The organism is Duganella sp. BJB476, assembly GCF_003416895.1.
Taxonomy (GTDB): Bacteria; Pseudomonadota; Gammaproteobacteria; order Burkholderiales; family Burkholderiaceae_D; genus Rugamonas.
Genome location: NZ_QVIO01000013.1, coordinates 1 through 18,381 on the forward strand (window position 1 = coordinate 1; position 18,381 = coordinate 18,381).

Below are 18,381 nucleotides of genomic sequence, written 5' to 3' on the forward strand. Positions count from 1 at the left end.
TTGAAACAGATCCATGAAGACCTGAGAGAGCTCGGTTATGAAGGGTCATACGACCGCGTAGCAGCGTTTGCCAGGCAGTGGAAGGCGGGTCAAACAGAGTGGGTCATTTCTGCGAGCAAACGAACAGTTCATAGCGCCTGAACGCGTCTGCGCAGGTCTTGGTGACTGAAACACGTAGCCCTGAGCTAAGGGCTACGCGCTGTTCCGTTTCCCACTTCAGCGCGGCGGCCTTGGTATCGAACGTGCCGGAGACACGCACGCCCTGGACCATGAGGCGATGACGCCATCGTTTGCCATCTTTGTACGGACTAGCCATTTGGGCACCTCCTCTGAGTCAAAGAAGGTTGGACTCGGCGCGCTGCCAAAAATTTTGGTAAAGGTTGGGAAAATAGTGACCCGAAATCGGTTTTTTTACCTTACTTTTCCGCAAGCCAGACGTAAAAAAACCCGGAGTTCCCCTATGAAGAAGGGACATTCCGGGTTTTTTCTGCAAGAGCGAAACTACTGTTTGGTGCCGACTGCCGGAATCGTATCTAATTAATAATTAGAGACTTACAGCTCTGATTGCCAAAAACTTGCCAAAATTAGAGTTGTCAGGCGCTTCTATTCACCGGAATGTGCCGCATATTTCCGGCAGCGTTGCTGCACATCACAACGGACTATCAGATTCAGAATTTTCCCTACAAGCGGGAACGTACCTTATTAGCCTAAGCTTCTGACGTGAGCTCACGGCCCTGAAGCCGATTGCTTTGCAACCTTAATAAACGGTTCGTCCTTGTCGGCGAGCTCGCCAGCTTTTGGTTCAAAGCTCATGTCGAATTGTCCCTGTAGTCCACTAGCATCCTTTTGTTTATCGTGCTGATCGAGCGAGTAAAAGGCAATTTGCGCAATTCTTAACCCGGGGTAGAGCCGAATTGGCACCTCGCCGAAATTCGCAAGTTCTAGGGTGATGATGCCTCGATAACCAGGGTTCACGATCGTTGCTGTGGCAATATTCAAGCCTTCCCGCGCCCACGAAGAACGAGCTGTGACAACTCCTTGCAAATCTGATGGAATGACTACCCACTCAAGGGTAGGAACGAGAATCAGTGAGCCAGGGTGCAGTAGAAATGACCTTGTGAATGGAATATCAAAGCGCTCATGCTTTTGCTGGCGTATTTCCGCGTTAGCGTGACTGGTGTTATTCAGCAAATAATCATGTGGATCAACATGTGACTGCGCACCAGCTCGGGACATCAGCGCAACAGTTCCCATTCGCAGATCAACAGTTGTTGGGCCAAGTTGCCTGTGATCGAGAAGTGGGGAAATGACCAGATTTCCATCTGAAATTCTCTTTGCAATTGAACTTTTCGAAAGCGCTGCGCACATTTCTCTAGCCCTTTAATTGAATGTCAATCGCACCCTGTTGCATGATCGCATGTTCGCATAGCCTATTCATCTGTTCGAAAGGTAGCGCGTTGGGTTGAACCGCAGCAATCCAGCCGGCATAGAGGATTTCCCTGAAATCACGATGCGTGCATAGGGGATCGCCGTTTGCATCGAGTGTAAAACCTACAGGAGGAACTCCCCGTTGCAGGCTGCTGATAAGTTCCGAAACTATGCTCACGTCGGGATGCATATAACATGCAGGCGGGTGCTGCTGCAAAAGTGCTGACATACCGCTCAGTGCATCCGTTAGCTGGGCGTCACTAAGCACGTCGAACCAAGGGTTCGCTGTTCTCGACATTTGCATTTTCGTCCAGAACTCTTCCACGATAGCTCGACTGGGATGCCCTTGAGGTGGGAGAGCATCAAAGCCAAGAATTGTTGCTCCTCGGAGAATCAAGTTGATTCGCCATGAAGTGGGAGGATGTTGTGGTCCGAACGCGTGTATGTTTGGATTTATACTGGGAAGAAGATTGCACTGAGCTGCTACGAAGCTGGGGCCGAAAGAGACCAGTCCCACGAAGTCGCAAAGTATTTCTTCAACCCATAGGTCCCAATTTGCCCATTGGAAGAAATTTGCCTGATTGATTCCGTGGGCCGCCATGATCGGCAGCTGTGCTTGTACCTCTGCGGGCGCCGTTGGGGAAAAAATGTGATTCAGTGTGGAGTTTTTATCTGCAAACACCCCTGGCACGCCGAGGAATTTTGCGCACACGTCCTTCTTGATCGTATGCTCATGTTTGGAGCATCTCCAAATTGCGTGCCCGAGTTCATGTCCAAGAATTGAGTGCAGCAGTACAAAGTGCTTGAGCGACTTAGGGAAAACAATGGTGAGGAGCAGTCTATTTCGGTGTGATGGTCGCTTCGGCTCGGGGAAGATTCTATACGCATCCAAACCTCCATCAGCCAAGACATAAATCTTTGATGGCTTGCCCGACGCAGTGTTCTCGATGCAGATGGCGTTCGCCATCTTCTTGACTTCCTCGACAAATGGCCACGAGTACTCACCGAGAGAGGATCTTTCAATTCGACAAATTAATTTTGAGAGATCGTTGAGCTCAAAACCCCACTGGGATAACGCAGTGGGGTCTGTGGAAATTGATATTTGGCCTTCTATGAATTTCAGGCGCGTGTCGCACTCGTCGTAAAAGTCCTGACTTCCGTCAAGTCCATATTCGTAGCGAAGAGTCTGTTTGAGTAGCTCCGCAACGTTTTTGCACTCCTGCTGTAAGAACGCTTGCGGTGTCATTTTGCGTCAAGCAAGTTGCGCGTGAAATGCGTTGAAAAACGTCTTGGCGCGGGTCGCCACATTTGCATCCAAGGGGTGACTCTGCACAAGCTCACGAATACCATCTTGGAGTTCGCCTATAGCCTCCTCTTTAGACTGACCAGCATAGGCTTGCAAGAGCGCACTCTGCAGCGCATCAGCAATCCCCTCGTGCCAAGGCTTTGTTTCGAGACGCATTCCATAAATTTGATCTGGGGCATTTATTGCCAGCACGCTATCGCGGCTCTCGTCGGCAAAAGCGTCATAACGGAACATCTCTAACAGACGAAACACATTCTCCAAAGGTACCAGCGCAGCAGGGTCGGCTATTGTGTTCGGAGGATTGTCAACATATCCTGCAGTGATGGACGCAAACTGCTTCGCCATTGCTGAGCTGTCATCTACGCGGAAACTGGATGTGATGCTCATACCGACCTCCATTGTTCATAAAATGCCTTTGCTGAACTAGAATTCTACTAGATTCAGCGCGTTAGGTTGCTTGCTTCTTGGCTTTCTCGCGGCGTGCGCGTACCGGCGCCCAATTTCGCTCACGCTCTGCGTCCGCCTTTCGCTGTGCAGCCGTGGTAAGTCGGATCGCATTTGTTTTCGGGTCAATGACGACGTGGCGCTCTAGGTCTTGGACTACCATGCCTAAATCTAAGACAAAGGAAAGTGTGCGTTGTCCGGTGATTAGGTCAATCGCCCCTTCTCCGCTGTCGTAAGCACACAGCCGATTTCCCTGCACAACAAGAAACTTCTCAACTCGTTGCCCAGGTTGCAAGGGACCGAAAGTTTTACGGTAGTTTTTTAGTGACCGTGTGAAGTGCCGAATCTTACCTTTTCCCGCGCAGATCGTCTTAAGCGCCCTCAACAAAACGACGTCTTCAAACGAGTATTCGCGCTTGTTGCCTGGGACGCCCACATTTCTGCCGCTAGGGCGAAAAACATCCTCACGCGCTAGATAATCGAGCATGTATTTGGAAAACCCTGTAAGCACGACCGTCTCATGTGTGAAAAATGTCTGCTTGACGCGGATGTCGCTCATAATTGACAAAGTCTATCTAATAGACTATAGACTGTCAACGTCTGGTTATCGAAGCGTAGTTGATCAAGGGCTGTGCTGACATCATGTCGTGCTCCTTCTGCTCATTGTCTCCGGTGTTCAAGAGTATGGCGCAGTGGTTTGGATAGCACGGCGTCTGGTACAGGGAACGTTCTTCCGTCGTTGTGAAATCTACACAGTATTTTGAGTTGGTGTGGGACATAGACGTTGGCGTGCCGTGCTTCGACTCGAACGTTAGGGAATTAACCATCCATAGATTTCACCATCTTTTCCCGGCCCGACGTAACAGACGCGATTTTCAATTTTCCAACCCGGCTGATTACACTTGGTGAGCTTGTCGATACTGCCTGCTTGCGCAAGACGGTAGGCTGATTTTCCTTGGGGGGTGTTGGCCCATGCTGCTGCCGCTTTCTCGTCCTTGGCGATGGTGTAGGCATTGCCGTAGCCGCGATCGTAGCCAGCCATGTAAGCGAGGTCATGGACGTACCAGGCAAGGCCGGTGATAGCAAGGCAGGATAGTGTCAAGCACGAGGCAATCCACTTGGCAGCCTGCTTTGCGGTCGTTATGCGAGCAACGTCGCTAGCAGTGGTCGCAATAGCTTTGGCGAGATCTGCTTTGGCTGCCGCCATTGATGCCGCAATCGTGCTTTCGGCAGTATCCTTAACGTGGACAAGAATTTCGAGAGCTGCTTGCTTGATCGCCTGAGGATGTTGTTCATACATGTTCTGGTGGTACTGCAAGGCGATCAACACCAGCCAAAGGGCGTCATTGTTTTTTAGTCCCAGGGCGTCGCGGATCTGATATAGACGTTGTCGCTCGCTATCATTCGGTTGTCTGCTCAGAAGTTTCTGGAAGCTTTCTTCAAGATCACTCATGGCCGATCTGTTCCAGCATGGATTTGACTTCGGCGCGCCAGCGGCACAGTTCCGCGCGATTACCTAAAGGAAGTTCCTTTGCTGCCAGGGCGATGTTCATACGCTTGCTGTAGATGTCGTCGCTGACGCGATCGGCCAAGTCGGGGAAGGTCAGTGATAGGCCACCACGCTCTTCGATCAATGCGCGCCGTTTGGAACTGTTGTAAAGCTCGAACTTGCGCTCCTCGCCGAAGTAGCCGTTTCTTACGACGTGAACGACCGTATCGGGAATTGCATCCATATATTCCTTGAGCAGCTCCAGACTGTCGCGCTGGCGGTTGATGACCCATAGCGTGACTAGTTTGCGGCGTAGCTCAGGAAGTGTGTTGCTCAGGATCTGACCATACGCGTTGACGGATTTGTTGTTGCGCGCAGCCGTATTGATCACGATGACGCTTTCCTGATTGCTGTCTGCGACGTTGATCAGTTCTATCCAACCATCGGCGTTATCCAGGTCCAGCAGCTCGGTACGCGCGGTGTCCTTGTATGTCTTCCAGACATCGGGATTGCTGGTATCGGCATCGACCAGTACCAGGTCTTCATCGCGCTGCAGAAGGAAGTCGACTGTCGCCATAGACACTAGGGATTTGCCGACGCCGCCCTTGCCGCCGCCAATGAGATAGATATTTTTCGCCATGGCGATTCTCCTAGATTTCGTCGGTATCTGAGGCGACGGGGAATGACGCAGATTTGCTAGAGGGCTTTGGCTTGGCTTGTACAGGTTTTGGATCGGTGGACGTTGCGGGCACCTTTTTGCGAGCCGGCTTTGTACGCAGCAGGTAGTTCTTCAGCGTGGGTGTCGCGATGTCCAATCCTTCGCCGCGCAAGGCCTCGGCGATCTGTGCGAGTGCATAGCCACGTTTTTGCAGTCCCCTGATTTCCTTGATCAGCACTTCAACTGCGGCCTGCTTCGTGTATTCCTGCCGAGGCTTTGCAGCCGCAGGCATATCGCGCAGCTTGGCGGCGATGGCATCGAGTTGTTCGCTGGTGTATTTCATATCAGCTCCGTGCTCCCTGTCATTACGGTAGCACTCCGGCAGCGGCTGACCTTGTGCCAGATCAGTTCGCGATCGTCGCGAAATCGTAGACTGAAGCGGTGAGTGAAAGAGATACAGGATGGCCCTTGTCACACACACGCTATCGCATGTGGTGCCAAGGGACGCCATGCCATTCGGCGCTACGCTTCTCACGGCAAGGCTCATCCTGCAAGGGGCACGCCCCTTGACCCCAGACACGCTGCGCGGCGCCGCGCCAGCGACAACCGTCATCGCAGGAGGCAGCATGCCTTTCGAAAAACGCGGCGAAGAGCCGCTGGATGCCGTGATCAATGTGCGCCTGACCAAGACGGAAAAGGCGCGGCTGCTGGAGGATGCCGACCTGGCGGCGCTCAGCATGTCTGAACTGGTACGCCGCCGCTACTTTGGCCGGCCTATCCTAGCGAGCGTGGATCACGCAATGCTCCGCGAATTGCGGCGCCTGGGCGGCCTGCTGAAGCACCTGCACAATCAAGGTGGTGGCGCTTTGCATCGCGACACCGCAAGCGTCCTGGCGGCGCTGAAGGCCTACATCGAGAGGCTCAGTCATGATCGTCAAAAAAATTAAGAACCCGAAGAAGTCCGCATCCAAGGGCGCCCGCGTCGGCCGACTGATGGACTACATCTGCGCACCTGAAAAAGAGAACGTCAGAGAGAAGTGTCTGTATGCCGGCGCACGTGGGTTTCTGTCCGACGACCACGAGGCGCAGAAAGCCGAGATGCTGGCGCTGTCGCAGGAAGCAGTGCGCAGCGCCGACACCATCAACCACTATGTCCTGAGTTGGCAAGAGGGCGAGCAACCGAGTCCGCGCCAGGTCGAGGAGGCCGTCGATATTTTTCTCAAGGAGCTAGGATTAGAAGGACACCAGACGATGTATGGTCTGCACGTGGACACTGATAATGTGCATCTGCATATCGCCATCAACCGTGTCGATCCCGACACGCTGAAGGTGATCAAGCCGAATCGAGGCTTCGATATCGAGGCCGCACATAAGGCAGTGGCGCGCATCGAGGAAAAGCAAGGTTGGCAACGGGAGCAGCATGGGCGTTACCGTGTCAAGGACAATGGCGAGATCGAGCGCGATCCGCGCGGCCGAAGCGGAGCGCGTCAACCGGAGCAGTCTAAGCGCGATATGGAGCAGCGCACCGGCGAGAAGTCCGCCGAGCGGATCGCCATCGAGGCGGGGGCGCCGATCATCAAGGGCGCCGGCAGCTGGCAGGAGCTGCACCAGGCGCTGGCCAAGGAAGGCATGCGTTACGATCGAACCGGCAGCGGTGCGGTGCTGTTCGTGAACGACGTTGGTGTGAAAGCCAGTCGTGCGGACCGCGAGGCCAGTCTGGGTAAGCTGGAAAAACGTCTTGGTGTTTTCGAGCCCTCGATGCAGCAGAAGGTCGTGGCGCGGCCGCCTGAACCCGTGCAGCACGCGGCGCGTGGATGGGAACAGTACATCGCAGGCCGGCGCGAATATGGCGCTGAAAAGGACGCGGTCTTGAAGGCGTTAAAACAGCGCCAGGAGGCCGAACGCGAAGCGCTGATGGAGCGACATCGGCGCGAACGCGCGGAGGTACTGCAGGGCCGCTGGAAAGGGCGTGGGGAGCTACGCAATGCGCTGGAGAGCATACTGGCTGCGCGGAGGGCGGGGGAACAGGCCGACATGCGCGACCGGCAGCGACGGGAGCGGACATTGCTGCGTGAGCGGTATCGGCCGTATCCAGATCTGGAACAGTGGCTGCGGCAACAGGAACATCCTGAGCTGGCCGAACAATGGCGTTACCGCGCCACCGAAGTGCAGCATATTCGGGGCGACACGACCGAAGCTGCCAGGCCGCGCGACATTCGCGACTATGCGCCAGAGATCCGAGGCGAGGAGGTGCGCTATGCACGGCGCGACGTGGCGCGGGCCAGCGCCGATGCGGCGTTTGTCGATAAGGGCGGCGAGATCGATGTGCATGCGTGGCGCGAACGCGCCAGCGTGCTGGCGGCGCTCCAGTTGGCCGAGCAGAAGTGGAGCAGTTTCGAGGTGACGGGGCGTGCGCAATTCAAGGCGATGGTTGTGGAGCTCGCGGTGGAGCACGGGTTCAAGCTGGACAATCCTGAATTACAGGAACAGATCGCGCAGGAGCGACAGCGGCAGCTGGAGGCGCGGGCCATGGCGCGTGGACAGGCTGTGGTTCCTCGCTCTCCTACCCGCAGAGAGGCCAGGGAGGAACCTGCGATGTCTCTGCCAGGAGATGACGCTAGGCTACCCACGGACTACGAGCGTGGCGCCCAAGCGTATGTTAGCCATTACCGGGATGTGTTGCAGCGCCAAGGCGGGCGCTTCACCGATCTGTCGCGGGTGGATGCCATGATCGCTGTACGCATGCGAGCGACCGGCCATTCAAAGCAGGAGGTCGCGGCAGTTTTGCGCTATTGTGCGCCGCTGATACGGCAGAAAGATGAGGGTAGGGACTGGGATAATTACGCGCATCGGACTGCTGAGCATGCCTTTGGCGCTGCCGGCGAACGCCAGGCGAACGAACTGAAAAGGTATTGGCAACAATGGAAGCAAGTGGAAGGGCGGCCCGAAGTGGAACAGCAGCGAGAGCACAGTCCAGGCATGTCTCGCTAAGCTCAACTTTGGGCTCGTGCAGTTTAAGTGAGCGCCCGTTGCAGTAAGCGTAAACGGGATGTCACCCTTTCTTCAACGTTCTCGAGATAGCGTAGTGGTTTTACCATTTCGGTCGAGAGCCTGTCGAAGTCTCGTTCGATGATCTGTGTTAATACATTGAGCGTATTTGCGCTTGCCACTTGCCGAATATCCAATCCTAACAAGTACACACCAGCTGCATCGGGGTCATTGTCACCGGCTTCGATAACCCCGTCGACATCGTATATTCGGTCGAAGTTTCCCGCATAAGCATAGCTGTCCATGATGACGATAAGATCTTGTGCGTCTTTCGGATTTTCTCTCCCACGATCTGACCAGGCGACTATCTTCAAGATCGCAAGTCCTGCTATCGAAACCACTTTTTGGACAAATCCCGGAGCGAACTCCACTGACTCTGCTGCTGCGAGTACGTCCTCGTAGCCTGCGACGTTCATGATTGTCTTCAGGTCAGGCGGCCAAGCTACTTCGTCGGAGCCTTTCGAGATCTCGCCGAAAGGAACCAGGTCTATGGGGTAGTCGTATTCACCACTTTCTCCCTTGTAGTAAAGGCGCTGCTTTGCCCTTCCGTCGTCCTTAAATGTTCCGCTCGTGATGAGTCGTGTGCGCAACGCTTCAAACTGGTCCCAGTCCTTCACGGCAACTGCGAAGTCTACGTCGTGTGTCGCGCGCCTGACCTCCAGTCCGAACACATGGGTGAGAAGCACGTCACGCGCTGTCGCCCCGACAAGCATGTGGGCTATTCCCTCTGTTTCGGCACTGGCCGCGACTTCGCGCAGAATCGCTATTGTGGTCGGATCGACAGGACGGTCAGCTCGGATTGATCGTAGGCTCAATGAACTTCTCCTTAATTATGTTAGCCATTTCTTTTGCTCTCGGATCAAGTAATGATAAGAGGTCGGAATACACCAGCAATGGGGGGGCGATTCCTGGAATGGTTTCAATATCTGAAGACCAAAACTTCTCCAAGACTTCAATCGGCCCGTAAGGGTCAGGCTTTAAGCGTATGTTCTTCGCAAGCGCATTGATTGCGTTGCGCATATCCATCGCATCCACATAGAGGGTTTGAGTAGAGGGACTCAGGTGTTTGAACATCTTTACCGCAGCCACTTCAGATCCCCACACCGCGTGGAAGTCTGCGATGTCTACGTTTTTCCACCAATAGGGGTCTGGAGAACTGAAGCGACGGCTGTTGAGCTTTGGGCGAAGCGTGGTCGGGAAGTTAGTTACCCATTCTTCCATGAGGCGATTCGGCTCGAGCAATTTTCGAGTCTGCTTAGTGCCGGCAAGCAGGTAGCCTCGCCCTTCTAAATCCTCCAGCACGTTGTACGCGGAGCCCAATGCAACCCCCGAGAGTGCCGCGACCTCCTTGAATGTCGCGCTAACGAGTTCCGGCTTGGACAGCAGAGTGAAAATAACACGTAGGGATGCCGCGTTTGTCAGGCCTTTGGGCGCCTTGGAAAATTGGTGTCTGCGTTCGTTTTTTTCGCCGACCGTAAAAACGAGTAGGCCAGGGGCCCGCAAGTAGGCGTTCCCGTGCGTATCAATGAACTGTAGACCCACGGCTCGGCAGTGCATCGCAAGCTCCTTGCTCATGTAGTGGGTTACTAACATGAGTGGGGAATTCATTTGCCTGGACCTGAGGTCAATCTGGTCAATTTGTGCTTTTCGATCAATGATCGTTTTGCACTCTACAAGGTAGTGGTGGGTTTGCCCGTCTAATACAAGGTCCACTGAGGCGTCTGCTTCATGATCGACCGCGACCTTTGGGGGCGTGTTGACCACGGTTCCTTGAATGTCGGTTTTGTGCCGTAGAGACGCGAGCGCTTCATGCAACAGCGTCTGCCCCACATCGTACTCGAACTGATTCATTCAACCCTCCCCATTTTCACGCGCCGTGAATTTATTCATCTTATGAAAAAATCTCAAAAATTTCAAGGAATTTAAAAATTCACGGCCCGTGAAGCTGGTTGTAAATTGAATTTTGTTGCACTGATTGTAGCCAACCGTCACCGCCAGCTGGGACACATCACTTAGATGGGCGATAACGATGCTGCAAACGGGAATTGTGAGGTAAGTCCGATCCTTGGGGGCATTCCCTTAAGGAACGACTACTTGCGAGAATGGCAAAGATTGACATAAAACTAATTGTGGTTGCCTGGTTGAGACACAATGTTGTGACGGGGTGAAGATCGCGATGACGGCTCAGGTGATTAATCGCACTGAAGCGGGAGTCTTCTGTTTGAAGAGATCGGTTCCCCATGCCAAGCCGTCAATGCGCATGAACTGGCGCAATGTGAAGGAGTGCGGAAATGAATACCGAGGAACTTTTAGAAAAACTGTTGGCCCAGTTGTCGAAACCTACCCCTGTGCTGTTCCCGATAGCGATTGATTTATGGGATACCAGGCATATTGCTGCCTATCTGAAGCGGTCTGTCGATACGGTGCGAGATGACATCATCACTCTGCCGTCGTTCCCACGCCCGATACGTCTGCCGGTTAGGGGAGCTGCACGCGCCCAAGCGCTGTTCAAGGCGCGTGAAGTGATCGCTTGGGCGGAGCGGCATACTTCCCGATGACATCCTCGTGCCAGTCATGGCCGAGTGCATGGCAAAGCGGGCTAAGGAATCTGAGCGGTCAGCTCATAACTTCTTAGCGATGTCTTCTGCGGTCGGATTGTAGTAGGTCTGCAATTGTTTGATGTCATGATGGCCTACCATGCGGGCCAGATCCAACACATTAAGCTTACTTGCCAGTCGCGTGATCGCTTCATGCCGGCTGTCATGGAAGGTCAGGCCTTCAACACCCGCCCGTTGGCGCGCGACGCGGAACATCGCGTCCAGCGTTGCTGTCGTGATACCGAAGCCATCAGGGACCATGGACCAGATTTCCATGGCGCGTGGTGACAAGGGGACGTTGCGCGGAAATCCGTTCTTCGTCATCTTGAGCCTGGCGACGCACCCGTTGACGTCTCCCTTGCGCAATCCACAGATCTCGCCGGCGCGCATGGCGGTTTCCAGGGCGAACAGGAAAGCCAGCGCGACGCGTTGTTGCTTGGTCTCGGGTCCCGTCACGCTGCCGTCGTTGGGCCAGCGCAACGCGACGCAGATGCGATCAATTTCATCTGGCGTAATGCGACGGTCACGGTGCGGTTTCGCCCTTGGACGCGCGACGTCGGTGGTCGGACTCCTTGCGATCCACTTCCATTCCTTGCGCGCTACCGAAAACACGTGCGAGAGCAAATTCATTTCCCGGGTGACGGTGCCGCCTTGGACGCTCCTGAGGCGCTCGTCGCGCCATGCGGCGATATGGGACGGCGTGATCTGGGCCATGGTGATGCGGCCGAGGGATGAGGCCGCCATGGTTGCGAGGCGGCCCGCCTCCCACCGATGCCCGCGCTTGGTTCGCGATACTTCGATTTCATAACGTCGAAATGCATCCGCGCAGGTTTTGTTAACAGCAACTTGTTGTGGTTGGCTTAGGGTCAAGCGTTGTTCCGCTTCCCACTTCAGCGCGGCCGCTTTGGTGTCGAACGTGCCGGAGGCACGCATGCCATTCACCATGATCCGGTGGCGCCAACGGGTACCGACCTTGATTGGTATAGACATTTCACCCCTCCTTCTTCAATGCTCAAAGAAGGTTAGACTGCCGAGTTGGTAAAACGTTGGTAAATTCTTGCCAAATGGTGGTCTAAAAGCAGGGTTTTTGCCTTATTTTTCCGCAACCAAAGACGTAAAAAAACCCGGAGATCCCCTATGAAGAAGGCGATTTCCGGGTTTTTCGCGCGTTGTCAAAAACGCTAACTGGTGCCGACTGCCGGTTTCGAACTGGCCACCTGATGATTACAAATCAACTGCTCTACCAAATGAGCTAAGTCGGCGAAACTTGTACGGGGCGAATTATACGCTATTTAATTCGCGTAAGAGTAGGCCGGCCGCCCTTTTTTGGCGGCTCGTTATCGTCGTCCGGAGCGCTTGGGGCCTCGCTCTTGGCCTCTTGCAAAGGCGCTGGAACAGCCGCCAGCACCGGCGCCGGCGCGCTGGTTTCTTCTTCCGCCACCGGCTCGGCAAAGCCCGCTTGCGGCTCGAACGCCATCCCCTGGCCGTTCTCGTTGGCATAGATCGCCATGACGTTGTTGACCGGGACGTAGATCTCGCGCGACACGCCGCCGAAGCGCGCGTGGAAGCGGATGCTGTCGTTGTCCATCTTCAGCCCCGAGGTGGCGCCGAAGCTGATGTTGAGGACGATTTCGCCTTTTTTCACATATTCCATCGGCACCGTGGTCGAGGCGTCGACCTTGACGGCGAGGTAGGGCGTATAGCCGCTATCCGTGCACCACTCATAAATGGCGCGCAGCATGTAGGGCTTGGTTGAGATTTCGGACATGGTATTCCAGACTGCAGTAGAACCCGGCGCGCCGCCGACTAAGGCCGGCAAACGCGCCGATAAACTTCAAGTAAAACGGTCAACGCCAGAATTAACGGCGCATGACCTTTTCCGACGGCGTCAGCGCTTCGATGTAGGCAGGGCGCGAGAAGATGCGCTCGGCGTACTTCATCAGCGGGGCCGCGGTCTTCGACAATTCGATGCCGTAGTGATCCAGACGCCACAGCAGCGGCGCGACCGCCACGTCCAGCATCGAGAACTCATCGCCGAGCATGTACTTGTTCTTTAGGAACAGCGGCGCGAGCGTGGTCAGGCGGTCGCGGATTTCTGCGCGGGCCTTGTCGTGGCTCTTGTCGTTGCTCTTGGCGCGTTCGCTTTCCAGCACGTGCACGTGAACGAACAATTCCTTCTCGAAATTGAACAGCATCAGGCGCGCACGCGCGCGCATCAGCGGATCGGCCGGCATCAGTTGCGGATGCGGGAAGCGTTCGTCGATGTACTCATTGATGATGTTCGATTCGTACAGGATCAATTCACGTTCGACCAGGATCGGCACCTGACCATAAGGATTCATGGTCGAGATGTCTTCCGGCTTGTTGAACAAGTCGACGTCGCGCACTTCGAAGTCCATGCCTTTTTCAAACAGGACCAGACGGCAGCGTTGCGAAAATGGGCAGGTTGTACCCGAGTAGAGAACCATCATTTTTATAGTTCCTTAGAAACAAAGGGGGTGAAGCCGCGAACGGATCACCCCGGATCGATCGCCCGCCAACGCGGGCATCGCAAAACAAGCGCCGGCCAGCCGGCGCTCTCGATTATTTAACTTCTTTCCAGAATGACGCGTTCAGGCGCCATGCCAGGAAGGCGAACAGGGCCATGAACAGCACCACCGCCACGCCCAGTTTTTTGCGGGTCTGCGCTGCAGGCTCCGCCATCCACTCCATGTAACCGACCAGGTCGGCCACCGCAGTGTCATATTCCAGTTTGCTCAGTTTGCCCGGCGTGACTTGCTCGAAACCGGCAAATTGATGCGTCATCTTACCCTCTTCGTGCGGATCGGCCACTTCTTCCATCTTGACCTTCTGCACGCCTTGCAGTTCCCACAGCACATGCGGCATCGCCACATTGTTGACCACCAGGTTGTTCCAGCCGGTCGGGCGGGTGTCGTCCTTGTAGAAGGTGCGCAGATAGGTGTACAGATAGTCGCCGCCGCTGCCGGCGCCCGACGATTTCGCGCGCGAAATGACGGACAGGTCCGGCGGCACCACGCCGAACCATGCTTTCGCATCTTTCGGGTTCATGGTGGTGGTCATCATTTCGCCGACTTTATCGCCGGTGAACAGCAAGTTGGCCTTGATTTGCTCTTCCGTCAGGCCGAGGTCGCGCAGACGGTTGTAGCGCATCGAGGACGCATTATGGCAGTTCAGGCAGTAATTGACGAACAGCTTGGCGCCATGTTGCAGTGCTGCCATGTTATTCGAGCGGTCCGGCGCCTTGTCCAGCGCGATGCCGCCTTCGTTAGCCAGTGCCAGACCCGGCAGCAATGCCAGGATGGCGAGCAGTTTTTTAGGAAAATTCATGTAATGTCCTTTGTGTACTTTAGCCGAGGTGGTCGATCAGTGCGCGTGGAACACTACGCGGTCCGGGACCTTCTTGAACGTGCCCATGGCGCTCCACCAAGGCATGAACAGGAAGAAGCTAAAGTAAAGCAGGGTGCATACTTGCGAGAACAGCGTGCGGCCTTCGGTCGGCGGCAGGGTACCCAGGTAGCCCAGCGCCAGGAAGCAGAAGAAGAACACGCCGTACACGTATTTGTGCCAGCTTGGACGGTAGCGGATCGACTTGACCGGCGACTTGTCCAGCCAAGGCAGGAAGGCCAGGATCACCACCGAACCACCGAAGAACACCACGCCCCAGAACTTGGCGTCCAGCACCTGCGGCAGCATGCCGATGATGGCCACCAGCGCGATCACGGCGATGGCGGTTTTCACGATGCTCGACAGGCGCGATTTCAGCCACACGAACACCACGTAGGCGGCGACGAAGAACATCAGCACCCACATGAAGTCGGCGGTGGTGGCGCGCAGCACCGAGTAGAACGCGGTGAAGTACCAGGTCGGCGCGATGTGCAGCGGGGTCTTCAGCGAATCGCCCGGCAGGAAGTTGTTATATTCCAGGAAGTAGCCGCCCATTTCCGGGGCGAAGAACACCACGGTGCTGAAGATCAGCAGGAATACCGACACGCCGAACAGGTCGTGCACGGTGTAGTAAGGGTGCGAAGGAATCGAATCGACCGGGTGGCCGTCGGCGCCCAGGTTTTCTTTCACTTCGATGCCGTCCGGGTTGCTCGAACCGACTTCGTGCAGCGCGATCAGGTGGGCAGCCACCAGACCCAGCAGAACCAGCGGGATGGCGATCACGTGGAAGGCGAAGAAGCGGTTCAGGGTGGCGTCGGACACCACGTAGTCGCCGCGGATCCACAGCGACAGGTCAGGGCCGATCAGCGGAATCGCGCCGAACAGGTTGACGATCACCTGTGCGCCCCAGTACGACATCTGGCCCCATGGCAGCAGGTAGCCGAAGAACGCTTCGGCCATCAGGCACAGGAAGATGGCGAAACCGAACAGCCAGATCAGTTCACGTGGCTTGCGGTACGAGCCGTACAGCAGGCCGCGCGTCATGTGCAGGTAGACGATGATGAAGAAGGCCGAGGCGCCGGTCGAGTGCATATAACGCACCAACCAGCCCCACGGTACTTCGCGCATGATGTATTCGACCGAACCGAAGGCCAGGTTGGCGTCCGGCTTGTAGTGCATGGTCAAAAAGATGCCGGTGACGATCTGCAGCACCAGCACCAGCATGGCCAGCGAGCCGAAGATGTACCAGAAATTGAAGTTTTTCGGAGCGTAGTATTTGCCCCATTGATCATTCCACAGCTTGGTGAGCGGGAAGCGGTCGTCGACCCAGCCCAGCGCTTTTTGTGCGGCCGGAGCATCGGCCGGGAATTTTGTCTCTTTGAAAGCCGCCATGATTTACGCCTCGCCTTTCTCGTCTTTACCAATGATCAGCTTGGTGTCGCTCAGGAACATATGACGTGGGACTTGCAGATTGTCCGGCGCCGGCTTGTTCTTGAACACGCGGCCGGCCATATCGAAGGTCGAGCCGTGGCATGGGCAGAGGAAGCCGCCCTCCCAGTCGTCCGGCAGCGATGGCTGCGGGCCCGGGGTGAATTTGGACGAGGGCGAGCAGCCCAGGTGGGTACAGATGCCGACCGCGATCAGCAGCTCGGGCTTGCGCGAGCGCCATTCGTTGCGGGCGTATTCCGGGGTGAATTCGTCCGGGTTGCGCTTGGAGTCGGCGTCGGCCACTTTGCCGTCGGTCTTTTTCAGCGAGGCCACCATTTCAGGGGTGCGCTTGATGATCCAGACCGGTTTGCCGCGCCATTCGACGGTTTTCATTTCGCCGGGATTGAGGCTGGAAATATCCACTTCCACCGGTGCGCCGGCGGCTTTTGCGCGCTCGGACGGTTGGAACGTGCTAACCAGTGCTCCGGCGGTTGCCAGACCCACTACACCACCCGCCGCGCCTGTTGCGACGAGCAATCCGCGACGGCCGGAATCGACCTGCTTTTCGATACTCATACAAACCCCAATCAGTCAAAGTGCGAACAAAATCCGAGAACCGAGAACAAAACCTGAAACTTGTCGAAGCACGAATATAGCTTCTAGCAACCTTAAATTATAAGGTAAGCGTGATACGAATTAAAGAAAAAACGTTGCCGTAACCCCAATTGGAGCGATTTGCGCACCGTTTTGGACTTGAATTCCGCCGGGCTATCCCCTACTGGCGGGGCGCAAGCCATAGATATTGATACAAGACAAATTTATAGCGTAATTCGGTACCCAAATGCGCACGGGGGGCGCGCGTTTGGAATCTAATTGGAAAAATAGTATGATCCAGACGCAGTTTTGTTCACAAATGACCACAGCGAGGATAAGAAAATGGCAATGATGCAGGAATTTAAAGAATTCGCGATGAAGGGCAATGTGGTCGACCTGGCTGTCGGTGTGATCATCGGCGGCGCGTTCGGCAAGATCGTCGACTCGCTGGTGGCCGACATCATCATGCCGCCGATCGGCAAACTGTTTGGCGGCCTGGATTTCGCCAATTACTACATCGGCCTCAACGGCCAGGACGCTCACCTGAGCCTGGTCGAAGCGAAAAAGCTGGGCGCGGTTTGGGCCTACGGCAATTTCGCCACCATCCTGCTGAACTTTGTCATTCTGGCCTTCGTGATCTTCCAGATGGTGCGCCTGATGAACAAGGCGCGTACCCTGAACACCAAGGAAGCGGCGGCTGAAGCGGCCGCGGCGCCGGCGCCGACGCCGGAAGATATCGTGCTGCTGCGCGAGATCCGCGACTCTCTCAAGAAATAACAAGGACGCCGTCCGACGGACGGCAGGATGCTATGCGACGACTCTGGTTATTGTTTGCGCAAACGGTGACCGTCGTACTGGCACTGTATTTCGTCTACACGGCCGTGGGGCCGGAGCGGCGCGCGCCGGTGCGCGCCCAGCAGATGGGCAGCGCCGACCATCCGGCCGTGATGCTGGAAGCCGGCCCGGGTAAGGCGCCCGGCGTGGCGGTCGGCTCCTACCGGGCGGCGGCCGGGCGGGCCATGCCGGCCGTGGTCAACATCATCACCAGCAAGAAACCCAAGCGCGGCAAGCATCCGCTGCTGCGCGACCCCTTCTTTAAAAAATTCTTCGGCGACCGTGACCGCGACGGCGAGAACGACGACGAGGAATCCAGCCTGGGCTCGGGCGTCATCGTCTCCGGCGAAGGCTACATCCTGACCAACAACCACGTGGTGGAAGCGGCCGACGAAATCGAGGTCATGCTGGCCGACGGCCGCAAGGCCGCCGCCAAGGTGGTCGGCACCGATCCCGAGACAGACCTGGCCGTCATCAAGATCGAGCTCGACAAGCTGCCGGTGATCGTGCTGGGCCAGGCCGAGCAGGCGCAGGTGGGCGACGTGGTGCTGGCCATCGGCAATCCCTTCGGCGTCGGTCAGACGGTGACGATGGGCATCATCTCCGCGCTGGGCCGCAACAACCTGCACATCAACCATTTCGAGAACTTTATCCAGACCGACGCCGCGATCAACTTCGGCAATTCCGGCGGCGCGCTGGTGGACGCCAACGGCAACCTGCTGGGCATCAACTCGGCGATTTATTCGCAATCGGGCGGCTCGGTCGGCATCGGCTTCGCGATTCCGGTGTCGACCGCCAAGTCGGTGATGGAGGCCATCATCAAGTCCGGCCACGTGGTGCGCGGCTGGATAGGCGTGGAAACCCAGGAGATCACGCCGGAACTGGCGTCGAGCTTCGGCCTGAAGCGCCAGAGCGGCGCCATCATCGCCGGCGTGGTGCGCAACGGCCCGGCCGACAAGGGCGGCATGAAGCCGGGCGACATCCTGCTGTCGGTGGACGACAAGCCGGTGGCCGACACCAACGCGATGCTGAATGTGATCGCCCAACTCGTTCCTGGCGGAAAAGCTAAAATGACGGTCTTGCGCAAGAGCCGCGAGACCACGCTGGACATCACGGTCGGCAAGCGTCCGGCCGGCGCCAAATAAGGAAC

20 protein-coding genes and 1 tRNA gene are annotated in these 18,381 nt (G+C 56.2%); 5 read left to right on the plus strand and 16 right to left on the minus strand.

The genetic code is table 11. From position 1 onward, the window contains the following. Positions 1-726: 726 nt before the first annotated feature. The 7 genes from dcd to D0T21_RS30195 form a co-directional block, all read right to left on the minus strand. Positions 727-1,368 carry a dCTP deaminase gene (gene dcd / locus D0T21_RS30170; protein WP_116993690.1) on the minus strand — a complete coding sequence of 214 codons (642 nt, stop codon included), beginning with the start codon at positions 1,366-1,368 and terminating at the stop codon, positions 727-729. Between the two features lie 4 nt (positions 1,369-1,372). Beyond that, the gene (locus D0T21_RS31930; RefSeq protein WP_147328212.1) at positions 1,373-2,674 is read right to left on the minus strand and encodes a hypothetical protein; all 1,302 of its coding nucleotides are present in this window, start codon (positions 2,672-2,674) and stop codon (positions 1,373-1,375) included. Between the two features lie 6 nt (positions 2,675-2,680). Continuing rightward, positions 2,681-3,121 carry a hypothetical protein gene (locus D0T21_RS30175; RefSeq protein WP_147328213.1) on the minus strand — a complete coding sequence of 147 codons (441 nt, stop codon included), beginning with the start codon at positions 3,119-3,121 and terminating at the stop codon, positions 2,681-2,683. Between the two features lie 61 nt (positions 3,122-3,182). Continuing rightward, complete coding sequence (locus tag D0T21_RS30180; protein WP_116993692.1) at positions 3,183-3,737, minus strand: hypothetical protein; 555 nt, start codon at positions 3,735-3,737, stop codon at positions 3,183-3,185. Between the two features lie 252 nt (positions 3,738-3,989). Further along, complete coding sequence (locus D0T21_RS30185) at positions 3,990-4,631, minus strand: DUF6753 family protein (RefSeq protein WP_116993693.1); 642 nt, start codon at positions 4,629-4,631, stop codon at positions 3,990-3,992. Continuing rightward, complete coding sequence (locus D0T21_RS30190) at positions 4,624-5,307, minus strand: P-loop NTPase (protein WP_116993694.1); 684 nt, start codon at positions 5,305-5,307, stop codon at positions 4,624-4,626. The genes D0T21_RS30185 and D0T21_RS30190 overlap by 8 nt, the downstream gene beginning before the upstream one ends. A gap of 10 nt (positions 5,308-5,317) precedes the next feature. Further along, positions 5,318-5,668: a protein mobC gene (locus D0T21_RS30195; protein ID WP_116993695.1), complete on the minus strand. Its 351-nt coding sequence runs from the start codon at positions 5,666-5,668 to the stop codon at positions 5,318-5,320. 283 nt (positions 5,669-5,951) lie between these two features. Between D0T21_RS30195 and D0T21_RS30200 the strand changes: the two genes are divergently transcribed. Both D0T21_RS30200 and traI read left to right on the plus strand, forming a co-directional pair. Beyond that, positions 5,952-6,272, plus strand: coding sequence for a MobB mobilization protein (locus tag D0T21_RS30200; RefSeq protein ID WP_116993696.1), 321 nt, complete (start codon positions 5,952-5,954; stop codon positions 6,270-6,272). Further along, positions 6,253-8,316 (plus strand): TraI/MobA(P) family conjugative relaxase, encoded by a 2,064-nt coding sequence (gene traI / locus D0T21_RS32140; protein ID WP_158568077.1) that lies wholly within the window; start codon positions 6,253-6,255, stop codon positions 8,314-8,316. The genes D0T21_RS30200 and traI overlap by 20 nt, the downstream gene beginning before the upstream one ends. 23 nt (positions 8,317-8,339) lie before the next feature. Here traI and D0T21_RS30210 read toward each other — a convergent pair whose 3' ends face one another. Beyond that, complete coding sequence (locus tag D0T21_RS30210; RefSeq protein WP_147328214.1) at positions 8,340-9,188, minus strand: nucleotidyl transferase AbiEii/AbiGii toxin family protein; 849 nt, start codon at positions 9,186-9,188, stop codon at positions 8,340-8,342. Beyond that, positions 9,163-10,224 carry a type IV toxin-antitoxin system AbiEi family antitoxin gene (locus tag D0T21_RS30215; protein ID WP_116993698.1) on the minus strand — a complete coding sequence of 354 codons (1,062 nt, stop codon included), beginning with the start codon at positions 10,222-10,224 and terminating at the stop codon, positions 9,163-9,165. The genes D0T21_RS30210 and D0T21_RS30215 overlap by 26 nt, the downstream gene beginning before the upstream one ends. A 440-nt stretch (positions 10,225-10,664) precedes the next feature. Here D0T21_RS30215 and D0T21_RS30220 point away from each other — a divergent pair, with 440 nt between their 5' ends. Further along, positions 10,665-10,931, plus strand: coding sequence for a hypothetical protein (locus tag D0T21_RS30220; RefSeq protein WP_116993699.1), 267 nt, complete (start codon positions 10,665-10,667; stop codon positions 10,929-10,931). A 63-nt stretch (positions 10,932-10,994) separates the two neighbouring features. Here D0T21_RS30220 and D0T21_RS30225 read toward each other — a convergent pair whose 3' ends face one another. From D0T21_RS30225 to petA, 7 genes are all read right to left on the minus strand, one after another. Beyond that, the gene (locus D0T21_RS30225; RefSeq protein ID WP_116993700.1) at positions 10,995-11,960 is read right to left on the minus strand and encodes a site-specific integrase; all 966 of its coding nucleotides are present in this window, start codon (positions 11,958-11,960) and stop codon (positions 10,995-10,997) included. Between the two features lie 196 nt (positions 11,961-12,156). Next, a tRNA-Thr gene (locus tag D0T21_RS30230) sits at positions 12,157-12,232 on the minus strand. Between the two features lie 26 nt (positions 12,233-12,258). Continuing rightward, positions 12,259-12,738, minus strand: coding sequence for a ClpXP protease specificity-enhancing factor (locus D0T21_RS30235; RefSeq protein ID WP_116993701.1), 480 nt, complete (start codon positions 12,736-12,738; stop codon positions 12,259-12,261). A 91-nt stretch (positions 12,739-12,829) separates the two neighbouring features. Continuing rightward, positions 12,830-13,441, minus strand: coding sequence for a glutathione S-transferase N-terminal domain-containing protein (locus tag D0T21_RS30240; protein WP_008443913.1), 612 nt, complete (start codon positions 13,439-13,441; stop codon positions 12,830-12,832). A 112-nt stretch (positions 13,442-13,553) separates the two neighbouring features. Continuing rightward, the gene (locus D0T21_RS30245) at positions 13,554-14,318 is read right to left on the minus strand and encodes a cytochrome c1 (RefSeq protein ID WP_116993702.1); all 765 of its coding nucleotides are present in this window, start codon (positions 14,316-14,318) and stop codon (positions 13,554-13,556) included. A 36-nt stretch (positions 14,319-14,354) separates the two neighbouring features. Then, positions 14,355-15,767, minus strand: a complete 1,413-nt coding sequence (locus tag D0T21_RS30250; protein ID WP_116993703.1) for a cytochrome bc complex cytochrome b subunit — start codon at positions 15,765-15,767, stop codon at positions 14,355-14,357. A 3-nt stretch (positions 15,768-15,770) separates the two neighbouring features. Next, the gene (gene petA / locus D0T21_RS30255) at positions 15,771-16,379 is read right to left on the minus strand and encodes a ubiquinol-cytochrome c reductase iron-sulfur subunit (protein WP_116993704.1); all 609 of its coding nucleotides are present in this window, start codon (positions 16,377-16,379) and stop codon (positions 15,771-15,773) included. Positions 16,380-16,739: 360 nt separating this feature from the next. Here petA and mscL point away from each other — a divergent pair, with 360 nt between their 5' ends. After that, a complete protein-coding gene (mscL, locus tag D0T21_RS30260) occupies positions 16,740-17,174 on the plus strand; it encodes a large conductance mechanosensitive channel protein MscL (RefSeq protein ID WP_116993775.1) in 435 nt (144 codons plus the stop codon). A 32-nt stretch (positions 17,175-17,206) separates the two neighbouring features. Continuing rightward, positions 17,207-18,376: a Do family serine endopeptidase gene (locus D0T21_RS30265; RefSeq protein WP_116993705.1), complete on the plus strand. Its 1,170-nt coding sequence runs from the start codon at positions 17,207-17,209 to the stop codon at positions 18,374-18,376. Positions 18,377-18,381 lie beyond the last annotated feature (5 nt).